The following is a 16,504-nucleotide window of genomic DNA, read 5'->3' as shown; positions in this document are numbered from 1 at the left end:
GTGTTACGACGATGGCAAGCAAGTGTAAATATATGCAATGCCTAAACTAAATTATTGAAAGTGAGATGATTGTAATGCAACAAACATTCAGAATTACAGACGAAGATGGTATCCACGCACGTCCGGCGACAGCCCTGGTTAATACAGCAAACAAATTCAAAGGTGCAGAATCTTTTGCAGAAGCTAACGGTAAAAAAGTAACATTGAAATCCATCCTGGGCGTACTTTCCCTTGGTCTGGAACAAGGCGACACCATCAGCATCATCGTTGAAGGCGAAGGAGAAGCTGAAGCTCTTCAAGCTCTGACAGACGTTATGGTTAACGAAGGGCTGGGCGAAATTAATGCTTAATGTTTCCGGGATCGCGGCTTCGGCGGGTATTGCTATCGCCAAGGCGTTTATCTTGGAGCATCCCAACTACTCTGTAGAAAAACGCGAAATCAACGACGTTGACGCAGAGATCGCGAAACTCGACTCGGCACTGGGCAAGTCCCAGGCTGAGCTTGAGGCGATCAAAGAGCGTACTTTACAAGAGCTTGGCGAGAAAAAAGCTGAGATTTTTGCTTCGCATTTGCTCATTCTGAATGACCCGGAACTGATTGATCCGGTTAAAGCGAAAATTGCAGATGATAAGGTTAATGCGGAATTCGCATTGAACGAAACAGCAACGCAATTTATCGAAATGTTTGAAAACATGAAGAGTGCTTACCTGCAGGAACGTGCTGCAGATATGCGTGATGTAACCAAACGTGTGCTGAATCACTTGCTTGGTATCGAATTCATGAGTCCGGCTGAGATCAGTGAAGAAGTGATCGTGCTTGCGGAGGATCTAACGCCTTCCGACACGGCTCAACTGAACCGTCAATATGTTAAAGGTTTTGCAACGAATATTGGTGGACGTACTTCTCACTCCGCGATTATGGCTCGTTCGCTTGAAATCCCGGCTGTCGTTGGAACCAAGGACATTCTGGCTCAAGCGAAACAAGGCGATATGATTATCGTTGACGGTCTGGATGGTCATGTTTTGGTTAATCCAACGGATGAGGTCATTGCGGAGTATCGTTCCAAACAGGAGCAGTATGATGCACAACGTGCCGAGTGGAGAAAACTGCGTGACGAACCAACCGTAACAGTGGACAACGTTCATGTTGAACTTGCAGCCAACATCGGTACACCGAATGATGTAACTGGTGTTCTGGAGAACGGCGGCGAGGCTGTAGGTCTGTACCGTACCGAATTCCTGTACATGGGCAGAGACAAGCTCCCTTCCGAAGACATTCAGTACAATGCTTACAAAGCGGTACTGGAAAAAATGGAGGGCAAACCTGTTGTAGTTCGTACACTCGACATCGGTGGAGACAAAGAGCTTCCATATCTGGATCTGCCAAAAGAAATGAATCCATTCCTCGGCTTCCGCGCAATTCGTCTGTGCCTGGACCGTCAGGATATTTTCCGTACACAATTGCGTGCCTTGTTGCGTGCAAGCGTACATGGTAACCTGCGTGTCATGTTCCCAATGATCGCAACACTGGGCGAATTCCGTGAAGCGAAGGCAGTCCTGCTCGAAGAGAAGGAAAAACTGGTAGCTGAAGGTATTGCGGTATCAGACAGCATCCAACTGGGCATCATGGTCGAAATTCCTTCGACTGCAGTTCTTGCGGATCAATTCGCCAAAGAAGTTGATTTCTTCAGTATCGGAACGAACGATCTGATTCAATACACCATGGCTGCTGACCGTATGAATGAGCGTGTCTCCTATCTGTACCAACCTTACAACCCTGCCATTTTGCGTTTGGTTAAGATGGTAATCGATGCAGCGCATCGTGAAGGGAAGTGGGCTGGCATGTGCGGAGAGATGGCTGGAGACGCAACAGCAATTCCATTGCTGCTCGGTCTCGGATTGGATGAGTTCAGTATGAGCGCAACCTCCATTCTGCCAGCTCGTAGTCAGATCACCAAGCTGTCCCGTGCGGACATGCAGGAACTGGCTGCAAAAGCTCTGGATATGCAAACGGCTGAACAAGTTGTTGAATTGGTTCAAAGTATTCAAGCGTAATTTTGCCGGGGTTTCCTCCGGATTTGAGGTTTTTCTTTTTCCGATAATAAGCTGCATTGATGTAGCGATTTTGCCGGTATCCGCGATTCATTGTGGGTATCGGCTTTTTTTGTTATAAACAGGACATTGTGATTCGGACTCTAGTGTGTAATCAAACCTTCTTCAAACCTCGGTCTGAGAACTGAAGGGCGCTTGAACGTGGCTAAGGCAGACAAGCGCGTTGTATTCTGAATTGCCAGAGCGCTCAGTGCTGCTAAGGAATCTGAGACATCTTATTCCGGGATTTGAAGCACCCGCAGAAATCTAAAGAACCTGAGACACGCTATGTCGGAATATACAGCCATTCTTAGCATTTTTGTGAGGAGATTTAGAGAAATAACGTGTCTGATGTTCCTAAGAATTAAAAAAGTGGGCTTGGAGGTCAAATAAGACATCCTGGATTCGTTAGAATATCTTCTGGCTCGGTACTATCCGTCACAGGCATACGAAACTCTGGGCTTCCAGACCAGGACGCTGGTATACATCGGAGCATAGCTTGCCTGCGTTTGAGACATGCTCTAACAGGATGATGTTGAGCAGCAACAGTGGCATCAGTAAAAGGGAAGGCAACGCGAAAGCTCTTGCTGATTGAAACATCAGCAAGAGCTTTCGCGATAACAATGATTTAATTAACTGCAAGCGCAGTTCAGTACAGGTTTGCGGGCGGCGTTGGTTTCATCCAGACGGGTAACTGGTGTGCCATAAGGGGCATTGAGTACCAGTTCAGGTGTCTCTTCTGCTTCCTTGGCAATGCGAATCATCGTATCGATGAACCCATCAAGGGTTTCTTTGCTCTCGGTTTCTGTCGGCTCGATCATGATGCACTCTTCAACGTTCAGCGGGAAGTACACGGTTGGCGGGTGATATCCAAAATCAAGCAATCGTTTGGCAACATCCAGTGTGCGTACACCGTACTGTTTCAATCCCCGTCCAGACATTACAAATTCATGTTTGCACACGCCAGGATATGGAATCTCGTAGTAAGGTGCGAGACGAGCCATCATGTAGTTGGCGTTGAGCACCGCACATTCAGATACCCGGCGCAAACCTTCAGGTCCGTAGGTACGGATGTAGGCATAGGCGCGGACCAGTATACCAAAGTTGCCATAGTACGCTTTGACCCGGCCAATGGATTGATCGCCTTCGCGATCCAACGCATATTTGCCCTCATCATTTTTGATGACCATCGGTTTAGGCAGAAACGGAATCAAGCGGCTCTTCACGCCAACCGGGCCGGCACCAGGTCCACCTCCGCCGTGCGGAGTACTCATCGTTTTATGCAAGTTCAGATGCACCACGTCAAAGCCCATATCGCCAGGCCGGGTGATGCCCATAATGGCATTGGAGTTGGCTCCATCGTAGTACAGCAAGCCACCTGCCTGGTGCACAATGGAGGCAATCTCCTGAATGTCTTTTTCAAAAAGTCCGAGTGTGTTCGGGTTAGTCAGCATGAGCGCTGCGGTGTCCGAACCAACAGCTGCGCGAAGTGCGTCCAGATCCACCAGCCCGTCTGCGCGGGAAGGGATCGTTACCGTTTCGAAACCTGCTACGGTTGCACTTGCCGGATTGGTCCCGTGAGAAGAGTCCGGTACGATGACTTTCGTACGCTGTTCGCCACGACTTTCGTGGTAGGCACGAATCATCATAAGCCCGGTCCATTCGCCATGTGCACCAGCGGCCGGTTGCAGTGTAACGGCGTCCATACCGGTTAGTCCTGCAAGGTCATTTTGCAACGTGTAGAGCAGTTCAAGTGCACCTTGAATGCTGGATTCATGCTGATATGGATGAATTTTGGCAAACCCGTTGTAACGGGCCACATCCTCATTAATCTTCGGATTATATTTCATCGTACAAGAGCCCAGTGGATAGAATCCGTTATCTACCCCGAAATTACGACGAGACAGGGCAGTGTAATGGCGAATGACGTCAACTTCAAAAACCTCAGGCAATGCTGCTGCTTCCGACCGAAGCATTTCCCGGGGAATTAGTGAATCCACAGCTTGATGGGGAACATCGCATTCAGGCAAGGAATAAGCGACCCGACCCGGACTGCTGAGTTCAAAAATCAACGATTGCTCCGGTGCTGGAGAGGCAGCCTGGTTAGTAACTGTTGTGATGGTTTCAGGTTGGCCCGATGTGGAGATAGAGGTTACCGTTTCCGATTGTCCTTGTGCTGATGTCGTCGTTGTTGTTTTTGTTGTCGTTTCCTGAGTCACAGCGATCCCTCCAATACACGTGCGAATTCGTCGATCTCTTCCTTGCTTCGTCGTTCCGTAACCGCAATCAGCATATGTCCGGCGAGCTCGGGATAATCACGTCCAAGTTCATACCCGCCAATGAAACCTTCATCGAGCAATTTCAGCTGCAGTGTCTCCACATTTGTTCCTTCAGGCAGTTGGATAACAAACTCATTGAACGTCGGTGCGGTAAACGTAAGAGCGACGCCTGGAATTGCGGTAAGTGTGTTAAGGGCATAATGGCTCTTTTGCAAATTCAAATCAGCGACGTCGATCATGCCTTGTTTACCCATAATAGACATATAGACAGAGGCGCTTAGCGCGAGTAACGCCTGGTTGGAACAGATGTTGGACGTCGCCTTTTCCCGGCGGATATGCTGTTCACGTGCTTGCAACGTGAGTACAAAACCACGCTTGCCGTTGCGGTCCGTTGTCTGGCCTACAATTCGGCCAGGAATTCGGCGCATATGAGCCTGGGATACGGCGAAGTATCCGCATGTTGGGCCGCCGAGTGAAGCGGCGATGCCAAGGGGCTGTGCGTCGCCAACGACGATGTCAGCACCCAGCTTGCCTGGGGCTTCCAGCAGACCCAGCGATAGCGGGTTGGCGCTGACCACGAGCAGGCTCTTGTGCGCATGCGCAAGATCTGCGGCCTGTTTTACATTTTCCACGGCGCCGAAGAAGTTCGGACTCTGGATCATGACGGCTGCGGTGTCATCGGACACGGCAGCTTGCAGGGCATCCCAGTCGGTTACACCATTTTGATATCCAATCTCAACAATCTCCAGATTGAGGCCGTGTGCGTAAGCTTGCAATACCTGACGGGACTCAGGGTGCACGGTACGTGACACAATCAGCTGTTTGCGGCGGGTTGCCGCTGCGGCCAGATTGCCTGCTTCCGCAAATGCAGTTGCACCATCGTACATGCTGGCATTGGCTACAGCCATGCCTGTCAACTCACAGATGTAGGATTGAAACTCGAAAATCGCCTGCAATTCTCCTTGGCTGATCTCGGGTTGATAAGGTGTATAGGCGGTGTAGAACTCGGAACGGGAGATGACATGATTAATGACGGAAGGAACGTGGTGATCATAAATGCCTGCACCCAGGAAACTGGCGTGTGTCTCGAAGTTGGCATTCGCTCCCGCTTGCTTCGACATATGACGTGTCAGTGCATATTCATCGAGTTTGGAGGAAACAGGCAGTTCACCCTGATAGCGAATCTCCTGTGGAATGTCATGGAACAGGTCCTCAATCGTTTCCACGCCGATGGTTGCCAGCATGGCACTCTGATCCTGCTCGGTCATGGGGATGTAGCGATGCTTGCTCATGCTTGATCAGCTCCTTGAGTAGATGTCTTTGGCGCACGTATCCGTTTATGAAAAGGGGTCTTCACAACCTCGGTTTTCAGTTTCTTGCCACGAATTTCAATCTCCAGCGGGGTACCCAGTGCAGCATATTTGCTGTCAATCAAGGCCAGCCCCAGATTACGTTTCAACGTAGGTGATTGGGTTCCTGTGGTCACTTCACCAATCTGCATGCCATCGGCGTAAATTGGATAATGGGGGCGGGGAATGCCGCGCTCCAGCACTTCGATGCCGACCAGCTTGCGGGCAGGCCCATCATTTTTTTGCTGCAACAGGGCTTCATGTCCGATAAACGGTCCGGCATTCAGCTTCACGAACATGCCAACGCCAGCCTCCAGCGGTGAGATGGTTGCAGACAATTCCTGTCCATACAGGGGCAGCTTGGCTTCAAAGCGCAGCGTATCCCGGGCACCCAGTCCTGCCGGAACGAGTCCGTGACCTTCTCCGGCTTGCATCAATCCGTTCCACACCGCAGCGGCCTGTTCCGCAGAAACGTAGAGCTCGAAACCATCTTCACCCGTATATCCGGTGCGGGATAACAGCAATGTAACGCCACAGACCGTCGCATTTGCCACAAAGCGGAAAGGCTCAATCGATGACACATCGGTGTCTGTCACCGTTCTGAGAATATCCACTGCCAGCGGACCTTGCAGCGCAAGCAGCGCCGTTTGATCCGAATCATTGGTCATCGTTACGCCTGGCGTCATGTGCTGCTGCAGCCATGCCCAGTCCTTGTCGATGTTGGAGGCGTTAACCACCAGCATATAATGCTGATCTTTCAGTTTATAAATCAACAGATCATCGACCACGCCGCCATCCGGATAACACATTAACGTGTATTGAGCCTGACCGGGAACGAGTGTTGTTACATCATTGGTGGTCATGTGCTGTAAAAAAGCTTCTGCGTGTTCACCTTGTACGGTGAATTCGCCCATGTGGGATACATCAAATAATCCGGCACGTTCTCGCACCGCTTCATGCTCTTTCTGAATTCCGCTGAATTGTACCGGGAGCTCCCAGCCACCAAAATCAATGCATCGTACGCCTTCATATTGCTGATAGAGTGGAAAGAGTGGGGTTCTAAGCAAATCGGACATCCAATCACCTCGTCATGGGCCGTCAACCGGCCGAGTGTATAACCATGGATCAATGAAACGGGCATCAACTTTTAATATAAAAGTAAGGTAAGGACGCGATAGGCAGCGCCGCTCTATAACCTGTTTTCGTTTTTTTGGGAAAAAGGAAAAGGACAGGCCAAAGAATCGGCATGCCAGAAGCACGCTGTATTCTTAGGCTCTGTCCTTGGTACCTGAGAGTTACCCCGCCGCCTGATGCAGCAGGTTTCCCCTTGGGTGATCATAACGCCCACACCGGGCGAATAGATGCTCTCCAGAGTTGCGTCCCGTAAAAGTCCTTTTGCCTGAGAGATTCACCTCCGCTTGTCGGTGGTTTACTCCTTCGGCGTTACCGCATGTACACCCTGAGTCGGTGTCAAGGGTAATCTCTCCCTTTACATTCATCCGCGGGTATTGCATAGACCAATTAAACACATTTACTACTCTCATTAAAGCCTGAATCGACTAATGATGTCAAGAACGATATCATAGAAATTAATAAAAATCCGAATAATATTCTAAATTTAATTTATAACGTTCGTCTATTTATAAAGAGTGCGCTTACTTTTCTAATATTCACCATTATATGTAGGGAGTGTTCATTTGAGTTACAGGCATATAAGAAAGAAAATCAAATAATTTGTGAGGTATCTTGACATTTGATTGGGAAATATCATACGCTATGTTCTGGGAAAAAGGTTAAGGTCAAAGAAGCGCATGCACTCATTAATGAAAAGCGAGGCGGATATCGATGAGCGAATTGAAAAGTGATTTCCTGTACAGTGAAGAGCACGAATGGGTGCAGACCGTAGGGGAGGATACCGTACGTATTGGCATTACCGAGTTCGCGCAGCATCAGCTGGGTGACATTGTGTTTGTGGAATTGCCTGACCTTGAATCGGATGTAAAGGCAGAAGACAGCATTGGAACGATTGAATCCGTCAAAACCGTTTCAGATTTGTTTTCTCCTGTAAGTGGAACCATTGTGGCTGTAAATGAGGCATTGCAGGATTCACCGGAGCTGGTTAACAACTCTCCATATGAGGAAGGCTGGATGATCGAGATTCGTGTTGAGGGCGACCTGACAGCAGCACTATCCACATTGATGAATGCGGATGCGTATCGTAAACATACGGAATAATATGAAGGTATAATTCACCGGTTGGATCGAGAGCTATAGCTTGATGTAAAAGTCCGTTTAGCGTGAAAAAAATGAAATGATTGTTTATAGATCCGGATGGTGATACTGCTTATTCGGAGAATACTTGGGCGCAATGGCCTCACCTGGGACAGGGTGAGGTGATTGCGTTTTTTTTCGTTGTTAAATGATGAATTGGATGGAGTGTGTATCACTCTAACGTGTTCCAATATCATTTCGAAATTGAATAGAGATGGCTCGTTTAAATAGAATAAATTTACAATTTCATTTGTCATTAAAATGAGGCAATTCGTGGGTATGATACATGAAAGGGAATAAAAGGTTTCGATCCATTTACAGGTTTAAATATGGAACAATCCTTTAAATTTAAATCTTGTCATCAACGTTCATGACGGAAGTAGGTTTTCATTTCGTTGTAGAAGATACCGTTTTCATTTACGATATGTTTGTGAAATCAAGATTTATTTCTGATTTGTACCTTTGTTCGTCTGGATCATTGTTGTCAAAATTCAGTGGAATCAAGGTTTAATATGTTGAGGAGGTTTTCAGTATGAGTTCAGTGGGCGCAAAGTCCGAAAAAAGTGGAGGAATACGGGTCGGCGTTCAGAAGTTTGGACGTTTCCTGAGTGGTATGGTTATGCCGAACATGGGTGCATTTATCGCCTGGGGTTTAATTACGGCATTGTTCATTCCAAAAGGATGGTTCCCTAACGCAGATTTTGCAATGCTGGTTGATCCAATGATCAAATATTTGCTGCCTTTGCTTATCGGTTACACAGGCGGTACCATGGTGCACGGCCAACGTGGTGGTGTAGTCGGTGCAATTATGACCATCGGGGTTATTGTCGGCAGTGACATTCCAATGTTCCTTGGTGCCATGATTGCCGGACCATTGGCAGCCTGGATCATTAAGCAATTTGACAAGGCAGTCGAAGGCAAAATCAAATCAGGGTTTGAGATGCTCGTTAACAACTTCTCCGCTGGTATTATTGGCGGGATTTTGGCCCTACTAGCCCTTAAAGGCATCGGGCCTTTCGTTGAAGCAATTAGCAAGGTGTTATCGGCCGGGGTAGAAGCTTTGATGAATGCTGGACTTCTCCCGCTGGTCAATTTGATCATTGAGCCAGGAAAAGTATTATTCCTGAACAATGCCATCAACCATGGGATTTTGACGCCAATTGGTACGGAACAAGCAAGAGAACTGGGTCAATCTGTATTATTTATGCTTGAATCCAATCCAGGACCTGGACTCGGCATTTTGCTGGCATACTGCTTCTTCGGTCGCGGATCAGCCAAGTCTTCCGCTCCAGGTGCTGTAATCATCCATTTCTTTGGCGGGATTCACGAGATTTATTTCCCTTACATTCTGATGAGACCGATACTGATTCTGGCTGCGATGGCTGGTGGTGTAGCGGGTACATTGACCTTCATGCTGACTGGAGCTGGTTTGGTATCGGCACCGTCACCGGGAAGTATCATTGCCTACTCGTTGTTAACACCTAAGGGTGGATATCTTGGCATGTTTGCAGGGGTAGCCGTAGCTGCAATCATCTCGTTCCTCGTAGCATCCATACTGCTCAAAACAGGTAAACAGAAGGACAACGAAGATCTGGACAGTGCGTCCAACCGCATGAAGGATATGAAAAATCAGGGCAAAACGGGCAACCTCACCGTTGATAAAGACAATCGTGAAGCTGACCGTGCAGCTGATATTGCTTCTTCGGCAGTAAAAACGGATATCAATAAAATTGTATTCTCCTGTGATGCAGGGATGGGTTCGAGTGCCATGGGGGCCTCCATTCTGCGCAAGAAAATGAAGGCAGCCGGTGTGGATGTTGCTGTAACCAATACGGCGATTAGTGAGATTCCACAAGATGCCGACATCGTCATCACACAGAAAACATTGACTGACCGGGCCAAATCCGTGGCTCCAAATGCAGAGCATATTTCCATCGATAACTTCCTGAAGAGTCCTGAATATGAGGCACTGGTGGAGCGCCTCAAATCCGACTCCTGATGAGTAATATTACAAGGAGACAGCGTGAGATCGTGGAGTTCCTACTGGAGCATCCGCATGAGGTAACTGCTGGCGATATAGCTGTTGCGGTCAAAGTAAGCACTCGTACCGTGCATCGGGAGTTGCAGATGATTGAACAATGGCTTGAGCCCCTTGGTATGAGATTGGAAAAAAAATCGGGAACCGGGGTTCGAATTGATCCCGGTTCCGATGATTTGGCCGTATTGCGCCAACAACTTGAGCTTAACGAATATGTGGAGTTTACGCCCGAAGAGCGTAAACTCTTCATGCTTTGTATTTTGCTGGATGAAGCCGAGCCTGTGAAGCTGCTTGCGCTGGCCTCAGATCTGAAGGTAACCGTGTCGACAGCAAGCAATGATCTGGACGATCTGGAGCCGCGCATTCAGCTGGCGGGCTTGAAGTTGGTTCGTAGGCGTGGATATGGGGTCAAGATCAATGGAAGTGAGTTGGCTTATCGCATGGCTATTTCCGCGCTTGCTCTTGAATATCTGGATGAATCCGATTTGTTCGGTAGACAAGCGGAGCAGGGCGTTTCCAAAGTAAGCAGCAAGCTTCTGGAAATGATAGGACATGAGGATGTACTTACGGTCGAGAACGCGTTATGGCAGCCGGATATTGAGTGGTTGGAAAATATACCCGAGCGTCAATACATGAAGCTGTTGATCCAATTGTCTGTAGCCGTTGTGCGGATTCGCAAAGGCTTTGGCATAGGTCGGAGCACTCAACAGGACAAAAAAGACGTTGTAATGCCTCTGCAAGACGAGCGGAAAGTGCCGGAATATTTGGCTTCCCGTTTGTGCGGTGTTCTATCCGCCCAGCTCGGATTGGAGTTTGTGAGCGAGGAGCAGGCCTATTTTCACAGGCTGTTGATTGAAATTGAGCAATCGATACATTCCTCGCGTCTGCTGCCCGTAGACGATCTGGTCTTACTGGATATGGTTCGTTCCCTCACCGATCAGATGCAGGAGAAAACCCATTTTTCGTTCCATGAGGATCGTCTGCTTCGTGAAGGTCTGATTGCCCATATGGAGCCGGTGCTGGAACGAATGGATGGGCGGCAGATCATCCGTAATCCGCTGCTTCAGCAGATCCGTAAGGACTATGAATCATTGTTTGAGGATGTAAAGTCGGCGGTACGAGAGGCTTGGCCAAATACGGATGTGCCTGATGAAGAGATCGGATTTTTGGTGATGCATTTCGGTGCTTCCATCGAACGGCTGCGAACGCTAAAACGTGAAATCAGGGCTGTCGTTGTCTGTACGAGCGGGATCGGATCATCACGGATGTTATCGAGCCGTCTGTCCAAGGAAATTCCCGAAATCCGGATCGTGGACAACGTGTCATGGTATGAGGCCGCACGTATACCGAAGACGGAATATGATCTGGTTCTCTCTACTGTCGATCTGCCAATGGATAAACATCAATATTACAAGGTGAGTCCACTGCTGACGGCAGAAGAAAGTGAACGTTTAAGGCACTTCATCAGGACAACGACGCTTCAGCGGGAACATAGTCCCCCATCTGAAGATTCAAAGGCAACTGCACGGATTTCCGATCCTGTTGGACTGGAAGCCACCCTTATTGAAATCGTGCAGATTATTGGCAAGTTTCAGGTGTATCCACTGGATAATCAGGATATCGGATTTTTTGAAACGGCCTATGCCATGTGCAGCGTTTTGCATCAATCCGGTGTGTTGAATAATCCAGAAGAGATTGCCAGGCTGCTGGAGGAGCGTGAAGCGGTGGGAAGCCAGAAAATTCCCGGTACTTCCCTCGCGCTGTTTCATACACGCAGTGATGGCATCTACAGTCCTTCAATCACGCTGTTCCAATTGACAAAGCCGCTTCTGCGTACGCCGGAAGACCCTGCGGGCGTCAGCCATGTGCTCTTGATGCTTGGACCCAGACGATTATCGAAGGAAAGCTTGGAAGTACTAAGTGAGATCAGTGCGCTATTATTGCAGGAAGAAATGGTTATATTACTTGAAAAAGGAAATCGGGATAATCTTATTCATTACTTATCCCAAGAGCTCGCGGGATTTTACCGCAGCAAAACCGAAATTGGAGGTATACAAACATGAGTGTGTTAACTAAAGATAAAGTCATCATGAATGCAACGGCTCAGGACAAATACGAAGCCATTCGTATGGCAGGTCAGATTTTGAAAGACGCGGGACATATCACCGCTGAATACATTGACAAAATGCTGGAGCGTGAAGAGATTGTCTCCACGTATGTCGGCAATGGACTAGCGATTCCACACGGCACGAAGGAATCCAAATCATTCATTTTGTCCACAGGCATATCGGTTATTCAGTTCCCGCAAGGTGTTGATTTTGGGGAAGAGAAAGCGTATATGGTAATTGGTATCGCCGCTCAGGGTGGAGAGCATATGGAGATTCTGACCAGCATTGCAGTCATCTGCGCAGAGGAAGAGAACATGGAAGCTTTGCGTCATGCTCAAACCGCTGAAGAAGTCATCACTATTTTGGAAAGTGAAATGGAACTATGAAGGCCCTTCACTTTGGAGCAGGCAATATTGGACGTGGCTTTATCGGGTTGATTCTGTCCCGTGCAGGCTACAATGTCGTTTTCTCGGACGTTAACCAAGAGCTGGTTACGGCTCTGGAGCAGCGTGGAGAGTACACGGTTGAACTGGCTAACGAGGCCAAGGACCTGGAGACAGTTACCGGTGTGAGTGCAATTGATGGCACCAACCTGGATACCGTTGCCCAGAACGTTGCAGAAGCTGAACTGATCACAACTGCAGTGGGTGTAAACATTCTGAAACATATTGCTCCCGGTATTGCCAAAGGACTTACGTCCAGACTGGGAACGGGTGATGTCTTCCAGCCCCTTCACATTATTGCCTGTGAAAATGCAATTGGAGCCAGTACTCAGCTGAAAGAACATGTATATGGTCTGCTGGATGAGCGCACTCGCCTGCTTGCGGATCAGTACGTGTATTTCCCGGATTCTGCCGTAGACCGGATTGTGCCGATTCAGCATCATGAAGATCCATTGCATGTACAGGTAGAGCCGTTCTACGAATGGGTTGTTGACCGTTCACAAACGGCTCCTGCATTCAAACCGGTTGAGGGTGTAATGTATGTGGATGATCTGGAGCCTTATATCGAACGCAAGCTGTTTACCGTAAACACCGGACACTGTATTGCCGCTTATATTGGATATGTGAACGGGTTTGATACGATTCAGAAGGCTATTGCCGATGAAAAAGTCAAATCCATCGTATATGGGGCCTTGCAGGAAACTGGTGCAGTTTTGGTGAAGCGCTTTGGATTCAATGCGGATGACCACCAGCTGTACATTGCCAAAATATTGGAACGCTTCGTTAACCCGCATCTGACGGATGAAGTAACTCGTGTAGGACGTTCTCCGCTGCGGAAATTGTCCCCGAATGACCGTCTGGTTCGCCCGGCTCTCCAGGCTTACGAGTATGGAACGGAGACAACATATCTGGCGATGGGAATGGCCGCTGCCTGCAAGTTTAACATTTCGGAAGACCCGGAAGCGGTGGAACTTCAGACTACGATCCAGCAAAAAGGAATTGAAGCAGCACTCAGCCAGTATACGGGGATGGACGAGAGTCATCCTGTACTGAAGCAGGCTGTAGCGCATTACCAACAAATACAGAAGTAACGTTTTCATTTAATATAACGTGATATCTACAGAGGAAGAGCCTCACAGGATTAACTGTGGGGCTCTTTATTTTGCTCTGCCTTCTTTTTGTACATATCCAGACAAGCCTCGCAGATGCAGGACTTCCTGCGCTGTTCTGCCGGAATGGGGTCAAATACCTCCGGGAACACAGCCTGGTTGCACCAGCATTCTGAATGAGGTCGGCCAGCGGCATAAGAGCAGCCATTGGCCTCGCCGCACAAAGGACATACAAGAACTTCTGGAGTGACCTTCTTTATATCCTGCTCAACAGACATACGAGTCTTCCTTCCCCGATAAATTTCTAACCACGAACGATCGACAGGTTTATTCAAGTATAGCAACTCAATCCATTATATCAATCCTCAGGTTATTCTTCAGGGGGCAATTCAATCTTCAATCCTTCCACATGCTTGCGACTCATCAGTTTGCGTTTCTTGCGGTTCTCTTTGGTCTCCAGCACGATGTCGAGGTCATAGTCGTCGCCCGGATAAAGTTCCTGTGCAGAAATATGCAAAGTCAGGCGTTTCTTGTGAATTTTGACTTTGCGTCCACGCAGCATGACTCCGATATTTCCGCGACTGTCCTCCACATCACAGACGATCCCTGACTGATTCAGATAAGCTGCATAGACGCGATCCCCTTTTCGGAATGCTTTAACAGGGGCAGCGGGTTCTAATGTTTCAGGCCGATCAGCAGATTGCTTTTTCGTTCCAGTCTGTACGGACGGACTGACAGGTTTCGTCATGTTCCTTGTTTCGTTCCATTTTTCTTGTTCAACCGTGCTGTTTGTTTGCGATGACGTTGAACTTACATTAGGCACGAATGGAGAGGAGATGGAAGAGACACTTTGCGGGACACCCTGGTCTGATATGAGCTTGGAGCGCTCAATAATACGCTGTGGCATTCCCAATTTCAGTGCAATGGAATAGGCATAACTTTCCCCGGCTTCTCCAATCCGCAATCGATAGAGTGGCTGAAGAGAGACCGTATCAAATTCCATTCGTGCATTCTCAAAGCCGGGCGTGGCTGCTGCAAAATGTTTGATTTCACCAAAATGGGTTGTGGCGACAACGGTAGCGCCGCGGCTGTGCAGCTCCTCCAGCATAGCGATCGAGAGTCCGACCCCCTCACCGGGGTCAGTACCTGACGCCATCTCATCAATAAGCACAAGCGTCGATGAATCGGCTTGCTCCAGGATGCCAATCATGTTGCGAATATGTGCAGAAAAGGTACTGAGTGCTTGCTCCAGGCTCTGTCCATCGCCAATATCGACAGCTATTTCATGATAAACGGCCATCTCACCCTCTTCAGCGACAGGCACAAGCAGACCGGATTGCATCATTAAGGTGAGCAGACCCAATGTTTTGAGTGCAACCGTTTTGCCACCCGTATTCGGCCCTGTAATGATTAGTGAGGAGTACGTCTGACCAATTGCAAAATCAAGCGGAACCATGGATGCACCCATAAACGGATGGCGGGCATGATGAAGCCGAACCCGTCCATTGGCATTGACACGTACAGTCCGTCCGTCCATGGTCGCCGCATATTTCGCTTTGGCGAACAGGAAATCCAGAATTCCTACCGTTTCCGTGTTTAGTGAGATTTCTCGATTATAAGACTCTGCAAGAGAGGTTAAGTCACCGAGAATTTTCATCTCCTCCCGTGATTCCTCGGCTTGCAGTGAAGCCAGCTCCATTTGCAGACCTACTAATTCAGCAGGCTCAATATATACGGTTTGGCCACTTCCCGATTCATCCAGGACACTGCCCTTAACGTGTTTACGGAATTCTTTCTTGATGGGCAGCACGGTTCTTCCGCCACGCTGACTAATCACATTTTCCTGCATGATGGAGCGGTGTTTGCTTATTAGCGAATCCAGCTTGCGCTTCATGCGTTCCTCATTGACCGTCATTTTTTTACGAATACGTATCAGCTCTTTGCTCGCCTGATCCTGAATGCGTCCACTATGGATACAGCGTTCAATCTCGCTCAGCAGGGATTCCATCCATATCATGGATGAAGCGTAGCGACTAACTGTGGGGGCCACTTCGGATTTGCCCTCCATGTATTTCATCAGCTGTGCGCAGCTGCGCAGAAACTGGGCAAGATGGCTGAAATCACGTTCCGTAAATAAATAACCGGTACCCAGCAGATCCATAATGGTCTCCATGCCATCGAGTGATGGAATAGGCACACTGGCGCCGTTACGAATCAAAGCAGCCGCTTCAGCGGTCTCTTCCAGCCGCATTTTAATCAGAGAAGCGTCCACCATTGGCTTCATGTCTCTTGCGTAACGTTTGCCCAAATAGGATAGGGCACAGGCGGCAACGTTTTTTTGAATTTGGGGATAACCCAGACTGGTTAACGTTTTTTCATTCATGCATGATCTCTCCTTGGATATAAAATGGAATTTCGGTTAAAGCGATGGAACATGGAACATATTCCCGGAAAACGCAAAAAGGGCGGAGAATGAACAAACGTCATTCTCCGCCCTTAACGTACGGGAAAGCAGGGTCCATTATAGGTCTATACAAAAAAATCCACGCTGAACACAGCGCGGAAATAGACCCGGACACGTACAATCCCGGAGGCGATTTATGATATCCGCTGTTCTTAACTAAGTACAGGGTAATGGCGCATCAAGAAATACACGTATGCCGCAAGGCACAAGTGAATTGAAGACCAAACTCCTGAATATGAAACTTGTTAGTTAAGAACGCTCACCGACATCAAAATCTCTCCTTTGATTGAGGAATATGAAACCAATATAAACTGTAAATTGCCTTAAAGTCAACCTTCAAGAATAAATAGTG

The 16,504-nt window shown here is 48.3% G+C and carries 12 protein-coding genes and 1 riboswitch; of the genes, 7 read left to right on the top strand and 5 right to left on the bottom strand.

Annotated elements, in window-relative coordinates; all coding sequences use genetic code 11:
* Positions 1-74: 74 nt before the first annotated feature.
* Together MHB49_RS27005 and ptsP are read left to right on the top strand one after the other, a co-directional pair.
* Entirely contained in the window at positions 75-350 is a 276-nt protein-coding gene (locus tag MHB49_RS27005; protein WP_036617010.1) for an HPr family phosphocarrier protein, read from the top strand.
* Positions 343-2,055 (top strand): phosphoenolpyruvate--protein phosphotransferase, encoded by a 1,713-nt coding sequence (gene ptsP, locus MHB49_RS27000; RefSeq protein ID WP_247899040.1) that lies wholly within the window; start codon positions 343-345, stop codon positions 2,053-2,055. The genes MHB49_RS27005 and ptsP overlap by 8 nt, the downstream gene beginning before the upstream one ends.
* 668 nt (positions 2,056-2,723) lie before the next feature.
* Here the strand turns inward: ptsP and gcvPB are convergent.
* From gcvPB to gcvT, 3 genes are all read right to left on the bottom strand, one after another.
* On the bottom strand, positions 2,724-4,211 hold the full coding sequence (gene gcvPB / locus MHB49_RS26995; protein WP_405157250.1) for an aminomethyl-transferring glycine dehydrogenase subunit GcvPB: 1,488 nt from the start codon (positions 4,209-4,211) through the stop codon (positions 2,724-2,726).
* A gap of 95 nt (positions 4,212-4,306) precedes the next feature.
* Positions 4,307-5,662, bottom strand: coding sequence for an aminomethyl-transferring glycine dehydrogenase subunit GcvPA (gcvPA, locus tag MHB49_RS26990; protein ID WP_405153692.1), 1,356 nt, complete (start codon positions 5,660-5,662; stop codon positions 4,307-4,309).
* A complete protein-coding gene (gene gcvT / locus MHB49_RS26985; RefSeq protein WP_405153691.1) occupies positions 5,659-6,795 on the bottom strand; it encodes a glycine cleavage system aminomethyltransferase GcvT in 1,137 nt (378 codons plus the stop codon). The genes gcvPA and gcvT overlap by 4 nt, the downstream gene beginning before the upstream one ends.
* Positions 6,796-7,096: 301 nt before the next feature.
* Positions 7,097-7,218: riboswitch (glycine riboswitch) on the bottom strand.
* A 346-nt stretch (positions 7,219-7,564) separates the two neighbouring features.
* Here gcvT and gcvH point away from each other — a divergent pair.
* The 5 genes from gcvH to MHB49_RS26960 all read left to right on the top strand — a co-directional run bounded on the left by gcvH (position 7,565) and on the right by MHB49_RS26960 (position 13,670).
* A complete protein-coding gene (gcvH, locus tag MHB49_RS26980) occupies positions 7,565-7,954 on the top strand; it encodes a glycine cleavage system protein GcvH (RefSeq protein WP_024633107.1) in 390 nt (129 codons plus the stop codon).
* Positions 7,955-8,522: 568 nt separating this feature from the next.
* The gene (locus MHB49_RS26975; RefSeq protein ID WP_110001958.1) at positions 8,523-9,989 is read left to right on the top strand and encodes a PTS mannitol transporter subunit IICB; all 1,467 of its coding nucleotides are present in this window, start codon (positions 8,523-8,525) and stop codon (positions 9,987-9,989) included.
* The gene (locus tag MHB49_RS26970) at positions 9,989-12,091 is read left to right on the top strand and encodes a BglG family transcription antiterminator (protein WP_405153690.1); all 2,103 of its coding nucleotides are present in this window, start codon (positions 9,989-9,991) and stop codon (positions 12,089-12,091) included. The genes MHB49_RS26975 and MHB49_RS26970 overlap by 1 nt, the downstream gene beginning before the upstream one ends.
* Positions 12,088-12,522 (top strand): PTS sugar transporter subunit IIA, encoded by a 435-nt coding sequence (locus MHB49_RS26965; protein ID WP_024633110.1) that lies wholly within the window; start codon positions 12,088-12,090, stop codon positions 12,520-12,522. Before MHB49_RS26970 ends, MHB49_RS26965 begins: the two co-directional genes overlap by 4 nt.
* Positions 12,519-13,670 carry a mannitol-1-phosphate 5-dehydrogenase gene (locus tag MHB49_RS26960; RefSeq protein ID WP_405153689.1) on the top strand — a complete coding sequence of 384 codons (1,152 nt, stop codon included), beginning with the start codon at positions 12,519-12,521 and terminating at the stop codon, positions 13,668-13,670. Before MHB49_RS26965 ends, MHB49_RS26960 begins: the two co-directional genes overlap by 4 nt.
* 50 nt (positions 13,671-13,720) lie before the next feature.
* Here the strand turns inward: MHB49_RS26960 and MHB49_RS26955 are convergent, their stop codons facing one another.
* Positions 13,721-13,966, bottom strand: coding sequence for a cysteine-rich CWC family protein (locus MHB49_RS26955; protein ID WP_405153688.1), 246 nt, complete (start codon positions 13,964-13,966; stop codon positions 13,721-13,723).
* Between the two features lie 92 nt (positions 13,967-14,058).
* The gene (locus MHB49_RS26950; protein ID WP_405153687.1) at positions 14,059-16,071 is read right to left on the bottom strand and encodes an endonuclease MutS2; all 2,013 of its coding nucleotides are present in this window, start codon (positions 16,069-16,071) and stop codon (positions 14,059-14,061) included.
* Between the last annotated feature and the right edge of the window lie 433 nt (positions 16,072-16,504).

This window comes from Paenibacillus sp. FSL K6-0108 (assembly GCF_045040695.1).
GTDB classification, from domain to species: Bacteria; Bacillota; Bacilli; order Paenibacillales; family Paenibacillaceae; genus Paenibacillus; species Paenibacillus pabuli_B.
Note: the sequence above shows the minus strand (reverse complement) of the source record. Positions and strands in the feature narration are given on the sequence as shown.

Excerpts from the sequence above, each read along its gene's own strand:
- MHB49_RS27005 (WP_036617010.1), top strand. The coding sequence starts at position 75 with ATGCAACAAACATTCAGAATTACAGACGAAGATGGTATCCACGCACGT.
- ptsP (WP_247899040.1), top strand. The coding sequence starts at position 343 with ATGCTTAATGTTTCCGGGATCGCGGCTTCGGCGGGTATTGCTATCGCC.
- gcvPA (WP_405153692.1), bottom strand. The coding sequence starts at position 5,662 with ATGAGCAAGCATCGCTACATCCCCATGACCGAGCAGGATCAGAGTGCC.
- gcvT (WP_405153691.1), bottom strand. The coding sequence starts at position 6,795 with ATGTCCGATTTGCTTAGAACCCCACTCTTTCCACTCTATCAGCAATAT.
- gcvH (WP_024633107.1), top strand. The coding sequence starts at position 7,565 with ATGAGCGAATTGAAAAGTGATTTCCTGTACAGTGAAGAGCACGAATGG.
- MHB49_RS26975 (WP_110001958.1), top strand. The coding sequence starts at position 8,523 with ATGAGTTCAGTGGGCGCAAAGTCCGAAAAAAGTGGAGGAATACGGGTC.
- MHB49_RS26970 (WP_405153690.1), top strand. The coding sequence starts at position 9,989 with ATGAGTAATATTACAAGGAGACAGCGTGAGATCGTGGAGTTCCTACTG.
- MHB49_RS26965 (WP_024633110.1), top strand. The coding sequence starts at position 12,088 with ATGAGTGTGTTAACTAAAGATAAAGTCATCATGAATGCAACGGCTCAG.
- MHB49_RS26960 (WP_405153689.1), top strand. The coding sequence starts at position 12,519 with ATGAAGGCCCTTCACTTTGGAGCAGGCAATATTGGACGTGGCTTTATC.
- MHB49_RS26955 (WP_405153688.1), bottom strand. The coding sequence starts at position 13,966 with ATGTCTGTTGAGCAGGATATAAAGAAGGTCACTCCAGAAGTTCTTGTA.
- MHB49_RS26950 (WP_405153687.1), bottom strand. The coding sequence starts at position 16,071 with ATGAATGAAAAAACGTTAACCAGTCTGGGTTATCCCCAAATTCAAAAA.